Below are 16453 nucleotides of genomic sequence, written 5' to 3'. Positions count from 1 at the left end.
GATTCGACGGCGAGTGAAACATCCGGGCGGGACCGATAGCAAGAGATTGCAGAAACTTTCAGAACAGCCTTGCGACGGGCCGCGCGGCTCTGCTTGAGTTCGGCGGTACGACCACAGACATATGCCTCGATCACGAGGAGGGACTGTGCACAGACATCCCCGGACCGCGTCCGACCGAAGGCAGCTGATGTGAAAGCCCTGGTCCTGGCCGGCGGAACCGGCAGCCGACTGCGCCCGTTCACCCACTCCGGGACCAAGCAGCTCCTGCCGATCGCCAACAAACCCGTGCTCTGCTACGGACTGGAGGCCATCGCCGCCGCCGGCATCCGCGACGTGGGACTCGTCGTCGGCGCCTACGAGGACGACATCCGCCACGTGGTCCGTGACGGCGCGGACCTCGGACTCCGCGTCACCTACGTCCGCCAGGAGCGGCCCCTCGGCCTCGCCCACGCCGTCGCCACGGCACGGGAGTTCCTCGCCGACGACGACTTCCTCCTCTACCTCGGCGACAACTACCTCCAGGACGGCATCCGCGGCTTCGTCGCCCGCGCGGCCGCCGAACCCGCCGCCGCCCGCCTGCTCGTCACCTCCGTCCCCGACCCCAGCGCCTTCGGCGTCGCGGAGGTGGACGGCGACGGGCGCGTCACCCGCGTCGAGGAGAAACCCCCCTTCCCGCGCGGCGACCTGGCCCTCATCGGCGTCTACGCCTTCACGCCCGAGGTGCACGAGGCGGTGGCCGCGATCCGGCCGTCCGCCCGGGGCGAGCTGGAGATCACCTCGGCCATCCAGTGGCTCATCGCCCGGGGCCGAGCCGTCCGGGCCGAGAACACCGCCTCCGTCTGGCGGGACACCGGAAGCGTCGACGACATGCTGGAGGTCAACCGCCACGTCCTGGACGGCCTCACCGGCCGCCTCGACGGCAAGGTCGACGAGGACAGTGCCGTCGTCGGCCGGGTCAGCCTCGCCGAGGGCGCCGTGGTCCGCGGCTCACGGATCACCGGACCGGTCATCATCGGCCCCGGCAGCGTCATCAGCAACGCCGTGATCGGTCCGTACACCGCCATCGGCGCCAACTGCCGGGTGCGCGACAGCTCCATCGAGGCGTCGGTGCTCCTCGACGGGGCGGACGTGGAGCGCGCGGGCCGCATCGAGCGGTCCTTCATCGGCCGCGGCGCCGTCGTCGCCGCCCCCCGCTTCCCCTACGCCCACCGCCTCGTCATCGGCGACCACAGCAAGGTGCACCTCAACCCATGACACGACGCATCCTCATCACCGGCGGCGCCGGATTCATCGGCTCGGCGTACGTGCTCCACCTGCTCGGCCCCGGAGGACCGCCCGACGTCGAGGTGACCGTCCTCGACCGGCTCACCTACGCGGGCAGCCTCGACCACCTGGCCCCGGTGAGCGGCGACCCCCGGTTCCGCTTCGTGCACGGCTCCGTCGACGACGTCCCCCTCGTCGACCGGGTCGCACCGGGCCACGACGACCTCGTCCACTTCGCGGCGGAGTCGCACGTCGACCGCTCCATCGCGGACGGATCGCCCTTCGTCCGCACCAACGTGACGGGCACCCAGGTCCTGCTCGACGCGGCCCTGCGCCACGGCGTCGCGACCTACGTCCAGATCTCCACCGACGAGGTCTACGGCTCCCTCGCCACCGGCGCCGCGACGGAGGACGACCCGCTGCGGCCCACCTCGCCCTACGCGGCCTCCAAGGCGGCCGCCGACCTGATCGCCCTCGCCCACCACCGCACCCACGGCCTCGACGTCCGCGTCACCCGGTGCACCAACAACTTCGGGCCCCGCCAGTACCCCGAGAAGCTCGTCCCGCGGTTCGTCACCGCCCTCCTCACCGGCCGCGACCTGCCGCTCTACGGCGACGGCTCCCAGGTCCGCGACTGGCTGCACGTCGACGACCACGTGGCCGCGATCGAACTCGTCCGCACCGGCGGCCGGGCCGGCCGCGTGTACAACATCGGCGGCGGCACGGCGCTCACCAACCTCCAGCTGACCCACCGGCTCCTCGACCTGTGCGGGGCGGACGCCGACCGCGTCACCCACGTGACCGACCGCAAGGGCCACGACCGGCGCTACGCCGTCGACGACGGCCGCATCCGCCGCGAACTCGGCTACCGGCCCCGCGCCGACTTCGCCCGGGCCCTCGCCGAGACCGTCCGCTGGTACGCCGACCGCCTCCCCGCCACCGTGCCCGCGCCGTGACCGCGCGGCCGCACGGACACCTCCCGGGAAAGGGACCCCGACAGTGAACCGAGCACACACCCCCGCACGCGTGGTGCGCCCCCGCGGACGCCGAGGCACCCGCGTCGTCCTCGCCACCGCGATCGCGCTGACGGCGACCGCCGTGACCGCGCAGCTCCCGGCGTCGGCCGCGCACCGCACCCCGCCGCCGCCGTCGGACCGGACGCTCGCCGCGCACCCCGCCCGGCACGATCTGACCCGCGAGCAGTTCTACTTCGTGCTGCCGGACCGGTTCGCCAACGGCGACGCGTCCAACGACCGCGGCGGCCTGACCGGCAGCCGTACGGAGACCGGCTTCGACCCCACGGACAAGGGCTTCTACCAGGGCGGTGACCTGAAGGGCCTGACCCGGCGGCTCGACTACATCAAGGGCCTGGGCACCACCGCCATCTGGATGGCGCCGATCTTCAGGAACAAGCCGGTACAGGGCACGGGCAAGGACGCGTCGGCCGGCTACCACGGCTACTGGATCACCGACTTCACCCAGGTCGACCCCCACTTCGGGACCAACGAGGACCTGAGGAAGCTGATCGCGGCCGCCCACGCCAAGGGCATGAAGGTCTTCTTCGACGTCATCACCAACCACACCGCCGACGTCATCCGCAGCGCCGAGAACGCCCAAGGCTACCGCTCCAAGGGCGCCTACCCCTACCTGGACCGCGAAGGCCGTCCCTTCGACGACACCGCGGGGACGGCGCCCGTCACCGCCGCGGGCTTCGCCTACACCCCGGTCGTCCCGGCCGCCGAACGGGACGTCAAGAAGCCCGCCTGGCTCAACGACCCCACGATGTACCACAACCGGGGCGACTCCACCTTCGTCGGCGAGAGCGGACTCCAAGGCGACCACACCGGCCTCGACGACCTCTGGACCGAACGCCCCGAGGTCGTGCGCGGCCTCGCCGACATCTACCGGCGCTGGGTGGAGGACTTCGCCATCGACGGCTTCCGCGTCGACACCGTCAAGAACGTCGACATGGCGTTCTGGACCCAGTGGGCCACCGCCCTCGACGCCTACGCCAGGAAGAAGGGCCGCCCCGACTTCCTCATCTTCGGCGAGGTCATGTCCGCCGACCCGTCCGTCACCGCCCCCTACGTCACCCGCGGCCGGCTCGACGCCACCCTCGACTTCCCCTTCCAGGACGCCGCCCGCGCCTTCGCCTCCCAGGGCGCCGGCGCCGACCGCCTCGCCAAGGTCCTCGCCCAGGACCACCGGTACACCACCGACAAGGCCAACGCCTACGAGCAGGTGACCTTCCTCGGCAACCACGACATCGGCCGCATCGGGGGCTTCCTGCTCAAGGACAACCCGGGCGCCGACGACGCCGAACTGCTCCGCCGCGCACGCCTCGCGAACGAGGTGATGTTCCTGTCCCGGGGCAACCCGGTGGTCTACGCGGGCGACGAGCAGGGCTTCACCGGCGCCGGCGGCGACAAGGACGCCCGCCAGCCCCTCTTCGCCTCGCAGGCCGCCGACTACCTCGACGACGACCGGATCGGCACCGCCCGCACCCACGCCACCGACGCCTACGACACCACCCACCCCCTCTACCGCGCCGTCGCCCGCCTCTCCCGCCTGACGAAGGAGCACCCCGCGCTCCGCGACGGCGTCCAGATCGAGCGCCACGCCGACCGGACCGCCGGCGTGTACGCGTACTCGCGCATCGACACGGCCGAGCGCACCGAGTACCTCGTCGCCGTCAACAACGCGACCGCGCCGAGGAGCGTCGCCGTCCCCACCGGCACCCCGCGCAGCGAGTTCACCCCGCTCTACGGCGCGACGAAGCCCCTCCGCAGCGACCGCTCCGGCCGGCTGACCGTGACCGTCCCGGCGCTCTCCTCCGTCGTCCTCCGAGCACGCCGCCCCGCCCCCGTCCCGCACACCGCGCCGACCGTCACCGCGGTCGCCCCCGCGGCGGGCGCCACCGGCGACGTCGAGGTCTCCGCCGAGGTCGGCGCCGGAGAGCTGAACCGCGTGGTGTTCGCGGCCCAGGTCGGCGACGGCCCCTGGACGGTACTGGGCTCCGCCGACCACGCCCCCTACCAGGTCACCCAGCACCTGCCCGCCGACGTGCGGGAGGGCACACCGCTGCGCTACAAGGCGGTGGTGGTGGACCCCCGGGGCCGCACGGCGGGCGACCTCGCCTCGACCACCGCGGGGCGCCCCGCCGCCCCCTCCCGCCCCAGCGCCTTCGAACGGGCCTACGCCGTCGTCCACTACCGCCGCCCGGACGGCGACTACACCGGCCTGCACCTGACGTCCGGCACCACGACCGCCGCGTTCACCGGCCGTGACGCCTTCGGCGCCTTCGCCTGGGTCGCGGTCGACCCCACGGCCACCGGCGTGCCGTACACCGTCGTCAAGGACGGGATCGCGGACGGACCCGAGCGCACCGTGGAACTCCGCCGCACCGGCGAGGTGTGGATCGAACAGGGGGCCGCCGGCCAGTCCGAGACGGTCCCCGCCGGCGTCTACCCGCCCCAGGACGAGAGGAAGGCGGTGATCCACTACCGGCGTCCCGACGGCGACTACACGGGCTGGGGCCTGCACACCTGGACCGGGGCCGCCACCGGCACCGACTGGTCCGAGCCCCTCGCCCCCGTCGGCCGCGACGCCTACGGCGTGGTCTACGAGGTGCCCCTCGCCGAGGGGGCCACCTCGCTCGCCTACATCGTCCACCGCGGCGACGAGAAGGACGTACCAGCCGACCGCTCCCTGGACTTCGCCGCCCTGGGCAAGGAGGTCTGGCTCGTCGGCGGCGCCACCGACTACCTGCTCCCCGGTGCCCGCACCGCCCCCGTGCTCGACCTCTCCCGCACCGACGCCCGGTGGATCGACGCCACCACCGTCGTCTGGGACGTCCGGCCCTCCGCCGCCACCAGCCAGCAGCTCGTGTACGCCCCCGGCGACATCACCGTCGAGGACGGTGCCCTCTCCGACGAGGGGCGCTGGCTCCGCCTCCTCCCCGCGGTCCTGACGGACGCGCAGCGGGCCGCCCACCCGGACCTCGCGGGCCGCCAGGCGTTCACCGTCGACCCCCGCGACCGCGACCGCGTCGCCGAGGCGCTCCGGGGCCGCCTGGTCGCCACCCAGCGCAACACGGCCGGCGCGCTCCTCGCCGCGACGGGCGTCGCCTCCCGCTGACGCCCCGGACACGACGGTGCCCCTCCGGCTTCGACCGGAGGGGCACCGTCGTGTCGGCGGCGGAGGGATCAGCCGAGGAGGACGCCGGTCCGCGCCGCCTCGGTCCGGCGCAGTTCCCCGCCCCGCCCGCGGACCAGGGCGGGCGTCCGCAGCTCGCGGGCGAGGAGCCGGGCGGCGAGCTCCTCGGGGGACGCGTCCGCGGCCAGGGCGCGCACGGCGGCGATCAGCCCGGGGACGGACGACGCGTCGAGGGCGGGGCCGTCGAGGAGCCCGTCGAGGGCGGCGTCCACGGCGTCCAGGCGGTCCGCGTCCTCCCGGGGCGGGGTGCGCGGACGCAGCGGCGCGGCGGCCCGCTCCGGGAGCAGCTCCGCGTACGCCTCCAGCTCCTCGTCGGGGGCGACGAGCAGCAGGTGCTTCGCCAGCAGGTCCGCCTCGGGGAACGGCGCGTGGACGGCGAGCGGGGCGAGGAGCGCCGGCGGGAGGGCGAGGACGCACCCCGCGTGCAGCAGGATCTGCCGGACGCGGTCCGACGCGGGGGCGTCGGGCAGCAGCGCGGTGGTCCGGGACAGGAAGTCCGTGACGGTGCCGAGCGCCTCCCCGGTGTCCAGGGACGCCCCGCCGCGGAAGTAGCGCCCGAGGTAGGCCCGCCACCAGGCGAGCTGGAGGGCGTACAGCCCCGCCACCACGCCCTCGTACGCGGCCGGCGCGACCAGCCCCTCGTCCCGGAGGTCGCGCAGCAGCGGGACCAGTTCGCGGTAGACGAGCCGCAGCCAGGTGTGCGGGGAGCGCTGCACGCCCCAGCACTGCTCCCGCACGTGGTCGGCGAGGAGCTCCTCCAGGCTCGTCACGCCGGCGGCGAGGTCGGTGCGGACGCCCGTCGCGGTCATGTCGAAGCGGTAGAGGTGGTCCTCGGACAGGGGCGGCCGGGGCACCGGCAGCACGTCGTCGACGAACCGTTCCAGCGCCGCGAACTCCCGCAGCAGCGCGGGGGAGTCCGGGGCGATCCGGGGGTGCAGCGGATCGGTGAACCGGCTCTTGAGCTTGGCCGTCTCCTCGGAGAACGCCTGGTACAGGAAGACCTTGTCGAAGCGGTAGCTGAAGGACAGCCCGACGTACGGGAAGACCGTGCAGCCGCGGCACTCCTGGCGGTGGCCGACCTCCTCGTCCCTGACCCGCAGGAACTCCTCGTCCCGCACCAGTTCCGCCAGCGGACGGTCCCACAGGACGGAGTTGTCGAAGGCGTGGTAGCAGGGCAGCACCAGACGTCCGTCGGGGCCGACGGTCAGGATGCGCTTGTTGGCGTAGCACTGGGTGGACGCGGTCGGGTCCTGCGCCTCCACGTACTTGCGGAAGTGCAGGTTGATCAGAGTGAACGGCCGGTAGAGCAGGCCGAGGAGGAGGTCGGGGATGTCGGACGCGGAGCCGTCGGCCGGCGCGGGCGGATTCGCGGCGCTCCCGCACGCGGGCCCGGAGTCCACGGGCCGGCCGTTCTGCTCGATCACCTTGAGCTTGCGAGCCGTCCGGCGCACGTCCCGCACGGTGTCCTGCTCGTCGAAGTACTCGAACATGGTGGAGAAGTAGACGGTGACGCGGTTCTCCTGCGCGAAGCGCAGCAGGTCGGGGACCTCGTCGACGTTCTCGCGGGTCACCACGCAGATGAGCTTGAGGTTGCCCGAGCCGGAGGCCACGATGCCGCGGATCACGTCGAGCGCCCGGTCGAGGGTCGGCACGCCGCGGATCGCCCGGTAGCGCTCGGGACGCAGGGTGTCCAGCGACACGTTCATGGTGTCGACGTGCGGGACGATCGCGTCGATGTGCCGGGCGAAACGTATGCCGTTGCTGGTGATCTCGACGGTCATGCCGAGGGACTTGGCGTACTGGACGATGCCGTCGATGTGCGGGTGCAGGACGGGCTCGCCGCCGGTGAAGTCGACGTAGCGCACGCCCAGCGCGTGCAGTTCGTCCAGGATCCGGCGGCCGCCCTCCAGGGTCAGCTCCTCGTACCCCTTGAACTTGTCGTCCTGCCAGACGTTGCAGTAGCCGCACAGCGAGTTGCAGCGGAAGGTGATGTAGAACCGGGCCGACTCGAAGGAGGCGGCGGGGGCGGTGGGGGTCACGATGCTCCGTACGGGGTGCGGGGCCGGGCGGCGGGTGTCCGCACGCCCGGCGGGGGAAGGGGGTCCGTGCCTCACGGCAGCGGGGCACCCCGCGCGGCCGTCCACAGCGCGTACCACTCCTCGTGGTCGAGGCGGGGCGCGGACGTCACGGCGTCCCGGCAGGCCCGGATGCGGGCGGGCCGCGTGGTCCCGATGACCGGCGCGATCCCGGCGGGGTGGCGGCGGAGCCACCACAGCAGCACGGTCTCCGGGGTGGTGCACTTGCGCCGGGCCAGTGCGTGCACGAGCCGCCCGGCCGGCGTGGCCTCCGGGTCGGCGAAGCGGCCCCCGGCCAGCGCGCCCCAGGCCTGGAGGCGGATGCCCCGCTCCAGGCAGTACTCGGTCGTCCCGGCGGGGTAGCCGACCGCGGCGCCCGCCGCCGTGTTGACGAGCACGCCCTCCTCGACCCAGTCGCGCCGGTGCAGGCTCATCTCCAGCTGGTTGACGGTCAGGGGCAGGGCGAGGGGGGCCTGGAGGCGTGCGATCTGGGGTGCGCTCATGTTGGACACCCCGAAGTGCCGCACGAGGCCCTGGCGGTGCAGGGAGGTGAGGGCGGCGGCGATCTCCTCGGGGTCGGCCAGCGGGTCGGGCCGGTGCAGCAGCAGGACGTCGAGCACGTCGGTGCGCAGCCGGGCCAGGCTCTCCTCCACACACCGGACGATCGACGGGCCCCGCAGGTCGTAGCGGCCCGGCCGGCCTCCCTCCGGGAGGCGGATGCCGCACTTGGTCTGCAGCGTGATCCGCTCGCGCAGCTCCGGGGCGCGGGCCAGGACCTCGCCGAAGACGGCCTCGGACTTCCCGTGCCGGTAGATGTCGGCGTGGTCGAAGGCGGTGATGCCGGAGTCGAGGGCGGCCTCGACGGCGGCCTCCGCGTGGGCGATGTCGGCGGGGCCGTAGGGGCTGGTGTCCCAGCCGCCGCCCAGCCCCATGCAGCCGTAGAGGACGCGGGCCCGGGGGGCGTCGGCGGCGTCGGCGGCGCTCACGCGGCCGGCTCCGCGGCGAGGAGGTCCGCGAGCAGTTCGGCGAGGGCGAGGACCGGCAGCTGGGTGTTGGCCGCCGGCACCGTCGGCAGCACGGAGGCGTCGGCCACCCGCAGGTTCGCCGTCCCGTGGACGCGGCCCTCCCCGTCCACCACGGCGGCGGGGTCGTCCGCGGGGCCCATCGCGCAGGTCCCGACGGGGTGCCAGTACGTGCCGAGCCGGGCCCGCAGCTCCGCCTCGGGCCGTGCGTGTGCCGGCGTCCCGGGGGCGACGGAGGCCAGTCCCCGGAAGGCCGTGGCCCCGGCCAGCCGGCGGGCGGCCGCGAGTCCGGAGCGCAGCACGGCCAGGTCGTGGCCGCCGGGGTCGGAGAGGAACCCGGGGTCGATCTCCGGCGGGACCGCGGGGTCGGCCGACCTCAGCCGTACGGAGCCCCTGGAGCGGGGCTTCATGAGGAAGGCGGAGACGCCCGCCTCGTACTGGCCGGGCGGCAGCGACCCGAAGAGCGGATCGCCCGCCGAGGGCAGCAGGTGCAGGTCCCAGGCGCCCTCGGGGCAGTGTTCGCTCGCCGCCCTGACGAGCATGCGGCTGACGTACAGCTCGCCCCGCGCGTCCTTCTCGGCCAGCGCCGCGTTCAGCTCCGGCGTGGGCGTCAGCGGCAGGAACACGCCCGGCTGGTCGCTGAGGTTGCCCCCCACGCCGGGGAGGTCCACGGCCGGGGTCACACCGGCCCGGCGCAGGGCGTCGGCGGGTCCGATCCCGCTGCGCATCAGGAGCGCGGGTGAGCCGAAGGTGCCGCAGGCCACGACGTACCGGTCGGCGGTGAGGGTGCGGCGTCCGCCCGGGCCGTCGACGACGACGCCGTCGACGCGCCCCGCGCGGACGATCAGCCGGTCGGCGGTGGAGCCGTCGAGGACGGTGAGGCGGGGGCGGGCGCGGGTCGCGGGGTCGAGGTAGGCGAAGGCGGCGTTCCAGCGCCGGCCGTCCGCGGCGTTGAGCAGCGGGGTGCCGTATCCGGGCGCGCCGGGCAGGGCCGTGTCGACCTCCCGGTAGCCGAGTTCCCGGGCCGCGTCGAGGGCGGCGCGGCTCCAGGCGGACAGCTCGCCGTCGGGCACCTCGCGCAGCCCCATCCGGCGGACGGCCCGGTCGCGGTAGGGCTCCATGGCGGCGGCGCTCCAGCGGGGACCGCCCGCCCGGGCCCACTCCTCGTGGTCGGCGGTCGAACCCCAGGTGTTCCAGCAGCCGTTGACGCAGGAGGAGCCGCCGAGGACCCGGCCGCGGATGCGGTGGACGGGGGCGTGCCGCTCCCAGACGTCGTCGCGGGGGAGGGCGTGGGCGTCGAGCAGCTTGCGGGGCCAGTCGCCGGGGTGCGGGCCGTAGTCCGGGCCCGCCTCGACCAGGCAGACGGTCCGTCCGGCGTCCTCGCTCAGCCGGGAGGCGAGCACACAGCCGGCGACCCCGCCGCCGAGGACGAGGACGTCGTACGCGTCGACGGACGGCGTGGCGCGCGGGGGCGTGTCCGTCATCGTCCGCCCTCCGCGCGGCCGGTGGGCGCGTCGGCCTCGCGCAGCAGGGTGGCGCGGTCGATGGCGTCGCTGCCGGTGGCGGGCACGGTGCAGGCGAAGGCGCCGGCGATCGCGCCGTAGAGGGCGCACCGCTCCAGGGGCTCGCCGGTGAGACGCCCGAAGAGGAAACCGGAGGCGAAGGCGTCGCCGGCGCCGTTGGAGTCGACGACCGGTGCGTGGGGCCGCACGGTCGGGACGTGGACGAGCCCGTCCGCGCTGAGCATGAAGGCGCCCTCGGCGCCCGCGGTGGCGACCACGACCTCGGCCCGGCCCTTCTCCAGGATCCGGCGCATGGTCTTCTCCGGGTCCGTCAGGGCGGTGGTGGAGACGAAGACGATGTCGGCGCCGTGGGCGAACGGCTCGTGGTAGGGGTTCTCGCCGTCCCAGTTGTGCAGGTCGGTGGAGACGGTGAGCCCGGCCTCGTGCAGCAGCGGCAGGGTGAAGGCGCAGGGATAGGTGATGGACACGTGCGCGTGCCGGCTCGCGGCCGCCAGCCGGGAGACGAGCGCCTCGGGCAGTCGGTCCGACTCCTGCGAGCGGCTGTCGTCGTAGAGCGAGAGCCGCCGGCCGTCGGGACCGACGAGGTTGACGGCCCGCTTGGTGCCTCCGGGCAGCGGCACCTCGGTGAACCCGATGCCCCGGTCGCGGTGGAAGGCCCGCAGGAGGTCGCCGGACGGGTCGTCGCCGATCATGTCGAGGTGGTGGGTCCGCAGCCCCAGTGCGCTCAGCCCGAGCGCCACGAAGTCGCCGGTCTGCCCGGCGCGGGTCTCGATGCCCGGCCGGATCATGTAGCTGTCGGCGTACGGAAGCGGGAGCTCGGGGACGTACACGATCGTGTCGACGCCTGAGCCTCCCAGGACGAGGACGTCGTACTCGCTGCTCATCGCTGCACCTCTCGTGGCGAGGGAAGGAGTCCGGCCCCGCCGCGGACGCGTGCGGAGGGGCTGGTAACTACCTCTGATCGCTGGCGAGTTAAGCAGTCGACGACGTCGGCGGCAAGATCTTGCTGAATGTTTCAGAAAGGTGTTGCCGCATCAGGAGGTGCACGGGAGCGGGTTCCCGCGGGGCGCCGGAGGTGCGCCGGGCCCGACGGGTGCCGGACGGCCCGGCCGCCCGGCGGTCGTCAGGTCGTGCGCCGGGGCGGGAAGGTGGTGCGCGGCCGGTACACCCTCAGTCCCGTCACCTCGTACGACATCTCCGAGGTCGTCGGTGCGGGCGCCGGGTGGTAACGCCCCGCGCAGACCGAGAGGTTGACGATCAGGTGGGCCCGCCAGCCGCGCCCGACCCCGCGGCGGTCGTCGAAGGCCCGCACCCCGTTCACCCACCAGATGACCGAGCGGGCGCCGAACTCGATCCGCAGGTCGACCCACGCCCCCGGCCGGATGGCCGGGTTCCGGTAGTAGTGGTAGCGGCCGCGGACCCGGTTGGAGAGTTCGAGCAGGTCGGGGTTGTCGGGGTGGTACTCGAAGACGTCGATCTCCTGCCCGCCGTCGAGCCAGGTCCAGATCGCCGGCCACGCGCCCGTCTCGACGGGCAGCCGCACCCGCGCCACGAGGATGTCGCCGGTGCGCACCAGGAAGCCCTCGGGGCTGCCCTCCGTGGTGAGCAGTCCGGCGTTCCAGTCGCCGTCGGTGCGGCGGGTCGCCCGGAAGACGCCGGTGCGGCTGTACGACGGGTCCTCGACCAGGTGGTCGAGCTTGTTGTCGCCGTGGTTGGTCGGTCCGCCGTCGGGATAGGCCCAGGAGTGGCCCGCGAGCCACTGGGAGGCCGAGGCGAAGTCCGCGTCGAGCACGAGGTCCCCCGGCTGCTGTTCGGGGATGGCCGCGGCCCCTTCGGGGGCGCGGGCGCCCCGTCGCAGGAGCCGGTCGAAGAGGTCGTTCAGCACGGCACGCTCCTTTCGTGCGGGCGTCCCTCGCCCGCGGGCGATCTGCCCCACCTTGCCCGGTGCGGAAGGTGTTCATCCGTATGTGGCGACAAGTCGTCACCGGAGGAGAGCCGTGTCACCCCTCGCATATTTCGGTTACGGTGTATCCATTAATGATGCGGCTCCCCTCCCCGGGGCCGACGAGGGGAGCGCGATGAACGCACAGGCCACCAGCGGAACCGACACCGACGTGATCGTCGTCGGCGCCGGACCCGTCGGGCTCGCCCTCACCCTCGACCTCGCCCGACGCGGCGTCCCCGTACGGCTCCTGGAACGCGACGGGGCCCGGGTCCAGGGGTCCCGGGCCAAGGGCGTCCAGCCCCGCACCCTGGAGGTCCTCGACGACCTCGGCCTCGCCGGCGCCGCCCTCGCGGCCGGCGGCGCCTACCCTCTGATGGGCCTCCACCTCGGCCCCTTCACCGCCACCTGGCAGATGCACGCCACCGCCCCGGCGTCCGCGGGCACGCCGTACCCCGACGTCCTCCTCCTCCCGCAGGACGCCACCGCCGGACTCCTCCGCGCCGCCGTCGAACACCTGGGCGCGGGAGTCGAATACGGCGCGCGCGTCGTCGCGGTCACCCAGGAGGACGACCACGCCGCGGTCCGACTCGCCGACGGCCGGCGGCTCACCGGCCGCTACGTCGTCGGCGCCGACGGCGGCTCCAGCACCGTGCGCAAGGCGGCGGGCATCGCCTTCGAAGGCTCCACCGACGAGACCGACCGGATGATCCTCGTCGACGCCGCCGTCGACGGACTCTCCCGCGACCGCTGGCACGTCTGGCCCCGCACGCGCGGCCGGGCCGTCGCCGCCTGCCCGCTGCCCGGCGGCGACCGCTTCCAGATCATGATCAAGGTGCGGCCCGGGGAGGCCGGCACCGCCGCCGACCTCACCGGCCCCGCCCTCGCCGCCCTCTTCCGCCGCCGCGTCGGCCGCTCCCTCGCCCTGCGCGACATCGGATGGACCTCGGTCTTCCGCCCCAACGTGCGCCTCGCCGCCCGCTACCGGCACGGGCGCCTCCTGCTGTGCGGCGACGCCGCCCACGTCCACACCCCCGCGGGCGCCCAGGGCCTCAACACCGGTGTCCAGGACGCCCACAACCTCGGCTGGAAACTCCAGCAGGTCCTCGCCGGCGCCGCGGACGCCCTCCTCGACGGCTACGAGGCCGAACGCCGTCCCGTCGCCGCCCGGGTCCTCGGCCGCTCGACCGAGCTCCACGCCGGCCTCCGCCGGCCCCGGCCCGGCCGGCTCACCCGCGGCCACAGTGAACACCAGCTGGACATCTCCTACTTCGGCGGACCCCTCGCACCGGCCGAGGCCCCCCGCACCACCACCCTCCGCGGCGGCGACCGGGCCCCCGACGCACCCCTGCCCCACCCCACGCCCACCGCGCGCCGGCTCTTCGACCTCTACCGGGGCCCGCACTTCACCGCCCTCGCCTTCGGCGGCCGCGCCGCCGCCGCCCTCCGACGCCTGCCCTGGCCGGCCGCCGGCGCACCCCTGGTCCGCCACACCGTCCTGACCCGCACCACACCCCGCACCCCGGAGGAGAAGGCCCTGCTCGCCGCGTACGGCATCACCCGCGACACCGTCCTGCTCGTCCGCCCGGACGGCCACGTCGGCGCCGTCGCCCCCGTCGACGGGACCGGGGACGTGCGGCTCCCCGCCCTGTTCGGGCCGCCCGCCCCCGACGGGTACCGTGTCCACGCCACCCCCGAGGGCCGCCGGTAGCCCGCACGGCCCCGGGCGTCCCCCGCGCAGCGAGAGAGAGCCACGCCCCATGGCCGCCACCACGCCGCCCCCCGGCAGCCCCGCCTGGTGGGCCGCACGCCACGCTGCCGCGCCCGCTCCCGTCGCGGAGCGGCGCCGTGGCCGCCCCTCCCTCGACACCGCCCGCATCGTCGACACCGCCCTGCGCCTCGTCGACGCGCACGGAACCCAGGCGTTCTCCCTGCGCCTGCTCGCCGACGCCCTGAACTCCGGCACCGCCACCCTCTACCGGCACTTCGAGGGCAAGGACGAGATCCTCGCTTACGTCGTCGACCGCGTCCTCGGAGAACCCGTCCTGGACGACCTCGCCGGCCTGGCCGACTGGTGCGCGGTGCTCACCGTCACGGCCCACCGCTTCCACGACGTCCTGCGCCGCCACCCGCACGTCCTGCCGGCGCTCATGGCCCAGGTCCCCGTCGGCCCGCACGGCCTGGCCCAGCGCGAGCGCGTCCTCGGCGCGCTCCTCGCCCACGGCCTCCCGGCGGACCTCGCCGCCCGCGCCTTCACCGCGGTCACCCACTACGTCATCGGGTTCACGGCCCAGCAGTACGGCCCCGCCGCCGCGCCCGACGACGGGCCCCGGCTCGCCGCCTTCTACCGGGGGCTCGACCCGGCCGCGTACCCCTCCCTCCTCCAGGCCGCGCGCTCCCTCACCTCGGTCTCCGCCGACGAGGAGTTCGCCTTCGGACTCGGCCTCCTGGTCCACGGCCTCACCCGCCTGCACCCCTGAGCGGCCGCTGACGCGCCGGTGCCCGCCGGACCGGGGGAAGCCGGGTCCGGCGGGCCGCCTGGTCGTGCCGCGGTCAGGCGTACGTCTCGAACTCCGCGACCCGCGGGGCGCCGGTCGATCCGGTGATCTCGAAGGTGATCTTGCTCAGGGTCGTCCGGGCGAAGGTGATCACCCCCGCTCCGCTGCCCGAGGCGAGGACGCTCCCCGTGCCGGCGTCGAGGAGCCGCCAGGAGCCGATGCGGCCCGCCGCGCCGGACGGCTCCCTGACGACGACGGAGGACACGGCGGTGGGGGAGCCCCACTTGATCGAGACGGAACCGGTCGCGCCGGGCGGCGACCAGAAGGTGCTCAGGACGCCGTCCCGCACGTCACCGTAACTCGTGCCGTCGGCCTTGCCGGAGCCGTCCGATCCGGCACCGATGCTGAGGTTGGTCCCGCCGGGCGGAGCGGTGGTGGGCGGCGTCGTGGGAGTGGTGGGCGTCGGGGTCGGGGTCGGGGTCGGGGTCGGGGCGGTCGGCGTCGGGCTCGGCGTCTGGGGCGAGCAGGCGCCGTCGGAGACCAGCAGGCCCTTGCCGGCGCCGGCCGTCCTGCCGACGACGTCCGGCACGCAGCCCGCCGCGTCCGCGGTGAAGCCGTAGGGGAGGGCGACGGTCGTGGTGGACTGGGGGTCGGGGCCCGCCGGGTTGTTCTCCGCACCGCGGGCGGACCAGGTGACGTTGTCGTAGATGTTGCCGCTGACCTGCCAGTATCCGGCGGCGTCGGTGTAGAAGGTGCCCAGGACGTCCTTGGAGTCCTCGAAGTAGTTGGCGTCCACCCTGGCGCGGGCACCGGCCCGCGCGTTGATGCCGGACTCGTTCAGGTTCAGGTAGTGGTTGTTGTACATGTGGGCGACGCCGCCGCGCAGCAGCGGGGCGCGGGAGTCGATGTTCTCGTACAGGTTGTGGTGGTAGGTGATGAAGCTGTTCGACAGGTCGGTCTCACTGGAGCCGACGAGGCCGCCTCGGCCGGAGTTACGCAGAATGCTGTAGGACAGGGTCACGTACCGGGTGTCGTCCTTCATGTCGAAGAGGCCGTCGAAGCCCTCGGACTCGCCGCCGGACGCCTCCAGGGTGGTGTGGTCGACCCAGACGTTGCGGACGGTGCTCTCCATGCCGATGGCGTCGCCGCCGTTGGACGTGGGGGAGCCGGACTTCTTGACGTTCCTGACGGTCACGTTGCGGATGACGATGTTGCTCGCCTCGCGCAGGTGGATGCCCACCTGGTCGAAGACGGCGCCGGCGCCGACGCCGACGATGGTCACGTTGCTGATCTGCTTCAGCTCGATCACGCCGGCGGCCGTGTTGCAGCTGCCGCCCGACACCTTCGCGGTGTTGGCGTGGTCGACGGTCCCTTCCACCTCGATGGTGATCGGTGTGCCGCTGTCGGCCCGGCCGCACAGGGCTTCGTGGATCGCGGTGCCCGTGGTGGCCCGGACGGTGATGCCGCCCGCGCCGCCCGTGGTGCCGCCGTTCTGGGTCGCGTAACCGGTGACGCCTCCGGTCGCCGCCGATGCCTGGGGCATCGTCAGGACCGCACCGGTCGCGACCGCGAGGGCCATCGTCGCGAGTGCCGCGTGGAGCCGCGGCGCGACTGGTCGTCTCATCCTCGCCTTCCTTCTCGTGGGGAACGGAATGGAGAAAGCGCTTTCTGTCCGCGACCATAGGGGCGCCCGTTCCCGGCTGGCAAGGCTCCGCGATGTGGCGGAATTGTGCCGAAGATCGTCGCTGCGGGACCCCCGACCTCCCTCTGCTGCAAGGGAGTTGAGAGCGGGGGTGAGGAGCCCCGGAGGTCCGGCCGACGCGTCGGGACCGGGGGGCGGGGGGGGGGGGGGGGGGGGGGGGGAGGGGGAGGGGGGGGGGGGGGGGGGTCGGGGGGGGGGGGCACCCTCCCCACT

The 16453-nt window shown here is 74.2% G+C and carries 10 protein-coding genes and 1 pseudogene; 5 read left to right on the top strand and 6 right to left on the bottom strand.

What is annotated here, in order from left to right; genetic code table 11:
- Positions 1 to 189: 189 nt before the first annotated feature.
- The 3 genes and pseudogenes from ACZ60W_RS19775 to ACZ60W_RS19765 all read left to right on the top strand — a co-directional run.
- Positions 190 to 1254 carry a glucose-1-phosphate thymidylyltransferase gene (locus tag ACZ60W_RS19775; protein WP_469756611.1) on the top strand — a complete coding sequence of 355 codons (1065 nt, stop codon included), beginning with the start codon at positions 190 to 192 and terminating at the stop codon, positions 1252 to 1254.
- Positions 1251 to 2219, top strand: a complete 969-nt coding sequence (gene rfbB, locus ACZ60W_RS19770) for a dTDP-glucose 4,6-dehydratase (RefSeq protein ID WP_469756610.1) — start codon at positions 1251 to 1253, stop codon at positions 2217 to 2219. The genes ACZ60W_RS19775 and rfbB overlap by 4 nt, the downstream gene beginning before the upstream one ends.
- Before the next feature lie 70 nt (positions 2220 to 2289).
- Positions 2290 to 5388 (top strand): annotated as a pseudogene (locus tag ACZ60W_RS19765) (alpha-amylase family glycosyl hydrolase); the annotation flags it as partial.
- Between the two features lie 80 nt (positions 5389 to 5468).
- On the opposite strand, the gene ACZ60W_RS19760 reads toward ACZ60W_RS19765, so the two are convergent.
- The 5 genes from ACZ60W_RS19760 to ACZ60W_RS19740 all read right to left on the bottom strand — a co-directional run bounded on the left by ACZ60W_RS19760 (position 5469) and on the right by ACZ60W_RS19740 (position 11917).
- Positions 5469 to 7517 carry a radical SAM protein gene (locus ACZ60W_RS19760; RefSeq protein WP_469756609.1) on the bottom strand — a complete coding sequence of 683 codons (2049 nt, stop codon included), beginning with the start codon at positions 7515 to 7517 and terminating at the stop codon, positions 5469 to 5471.
- A gap of 71 nt (positions 7518 to 7588) precedes the next feature.
- Positions 7589 to 8539: an aldo/keto reductase gene (locus ACZ60W_RS19755; protein WP_469756608.1), complete on the bottom strand. Its 951-nt coding sequence runs from the start codon at positions 8537 to 8539 to the stop codon at positions 7589 to 7591.
- Positions 8536 to 10059, bottom strand: coding sequence for a GMC family oxidoreductase (locus ACZ60W_RS19750; RefSeq protein WP_469756607.1), 1524 nt, complete (start codon positions 10057 to 10059; stop codon positions 8536 to 8538). Before ACZ60W_RS19750 ends, ACZ60W_RS19755 begins: the two co-directional genes overlap by 4 nt.
- The gene (locus ACZ60W_RS19745) at positions 10056 to 10982 is read right to left on the bottom strand and encodes an adenosine kinase (protein ID WP_469756606.1); all 927 of its coding nucleotides are present in this window, start codon (positions 10980 to 10982) and stop codon (positions 10056 to 10058) included. The genes ACZ60W_RS19750 and ACZ60W_RS19745 overlap by 4 nt, the downstream gene beginning before the upstream one ends.
- A gap of 239 nt (positions 10983 to 11221) precedes the next feature.
- Positions 11222 to 11917, bottom strand: a complete 696-nt coding sequence (locus ACZ60W_RS19740) for a beta-glucanase (protein ID WP_469756673.1) — start codon at positions 11915 to 11917, stop codon at positions 11222 to 11224.
- 259 nt (positions 11918 to 12176) lie between these two features.
- Here ACZ60W_RS19740 and ACZ60W_RS19735 point away from each other — a divergent pair, with 259 nt between their 5' ends.
- Both ACZ60W_RS19735 and ACZ60W_RS19730 read left to right on the top strand, forming a co-directional pair.
- Positions 12177 to 13751: an FAD-dependent monooxygenase gene (locus ACZ60W_RS19735; protein WP_469756605.1), complete on the top strand. Its 1575-nt coding sequence runs from the start codon at positions 12177 to 12179 to the stop codon at positions 13749 to 13751.
- Between the two features lie 49 nt (positions 13752 to 13800).
- Entirely contained in the window at positions 13801 to 14520 is a 720-nt protein-coding gene (locus ACZ60W_RS19730) for a TetR/AcrR family transcriptional regulator (RefSeq protein ID WP_469756604.1), read from the top strand.
- Positions 14521 to 14593: 73 nt separating this feature from the next.
- Here ACZ60W_RS19730 and ACZ60W_RS19725 read toward each other — a convergent pair whose 3' ends face one another.
- Positions 14594 to 16162, bottom strand: a complete 1569-nt coding sequence (locus tag ACZ60W_RS19725) for a pectate lyase family protein (protein ID WP_469756603.1) — start codon at positions 16160 to 16162, stop codon at positions 14594 to 14596.
- Positions 16163 to 16453 lie beyond the last annotated feature (291 nt).

This window comes from Streptomyces sp. NPDC104202, from assembly GCF_055584185.1.
This window is presented reverse-complemented; position numbering and strand designations above follow the sequence as displayed.

Excerpts from the sequence above, each read along its gene's own strand:
- rfbB (WP_469756610.1), top strand. The coding sequence starts at position 1,251 with ATGACACGACGCATCCTCATCACCGGCGGCGCCGGATTCATCGGCTCG.
- ACZ60W_RS19750 (WP_469756607.1), bottom strand. The coding sequence starts at position 10,059 with ATGACGGACACGCCCCCGCGCGCCACGCCGTCCGTCGACGCGTACGAC.
- ACZ60W_RS19745 (WP_469756606.1), bottom strand. The coding sequence starts at position 10,982 with ATGAGCAGCGAGTACGACGTCCTCGTCCTGGGAGGCTCAGGCGTCGAC.
- ACZ60W_RS19735 (WP_469756605.1), top strand. The coding sequence starts at position 12,177 with ATGAACGCACAGGCCACCAGCGGAACCGACACCGACGTGATCGTCGTC.
- ACZ60W_RS19730 (WP_469756604.1), top strand. The coding sequence starts at position 13,801 with ATGGCCGCCACCACGCCGCCCCCCGGCAGCCCCGCCTGGTGGGCCGCA.
- ACZ60W_RS19725 (WP_469756603.1), bottom strand. The coding sequence starts at position 16,162 with ATGAGACGACCAGTCGCGCCGCGGCTCCACGCGGCACTCGCGACGATG.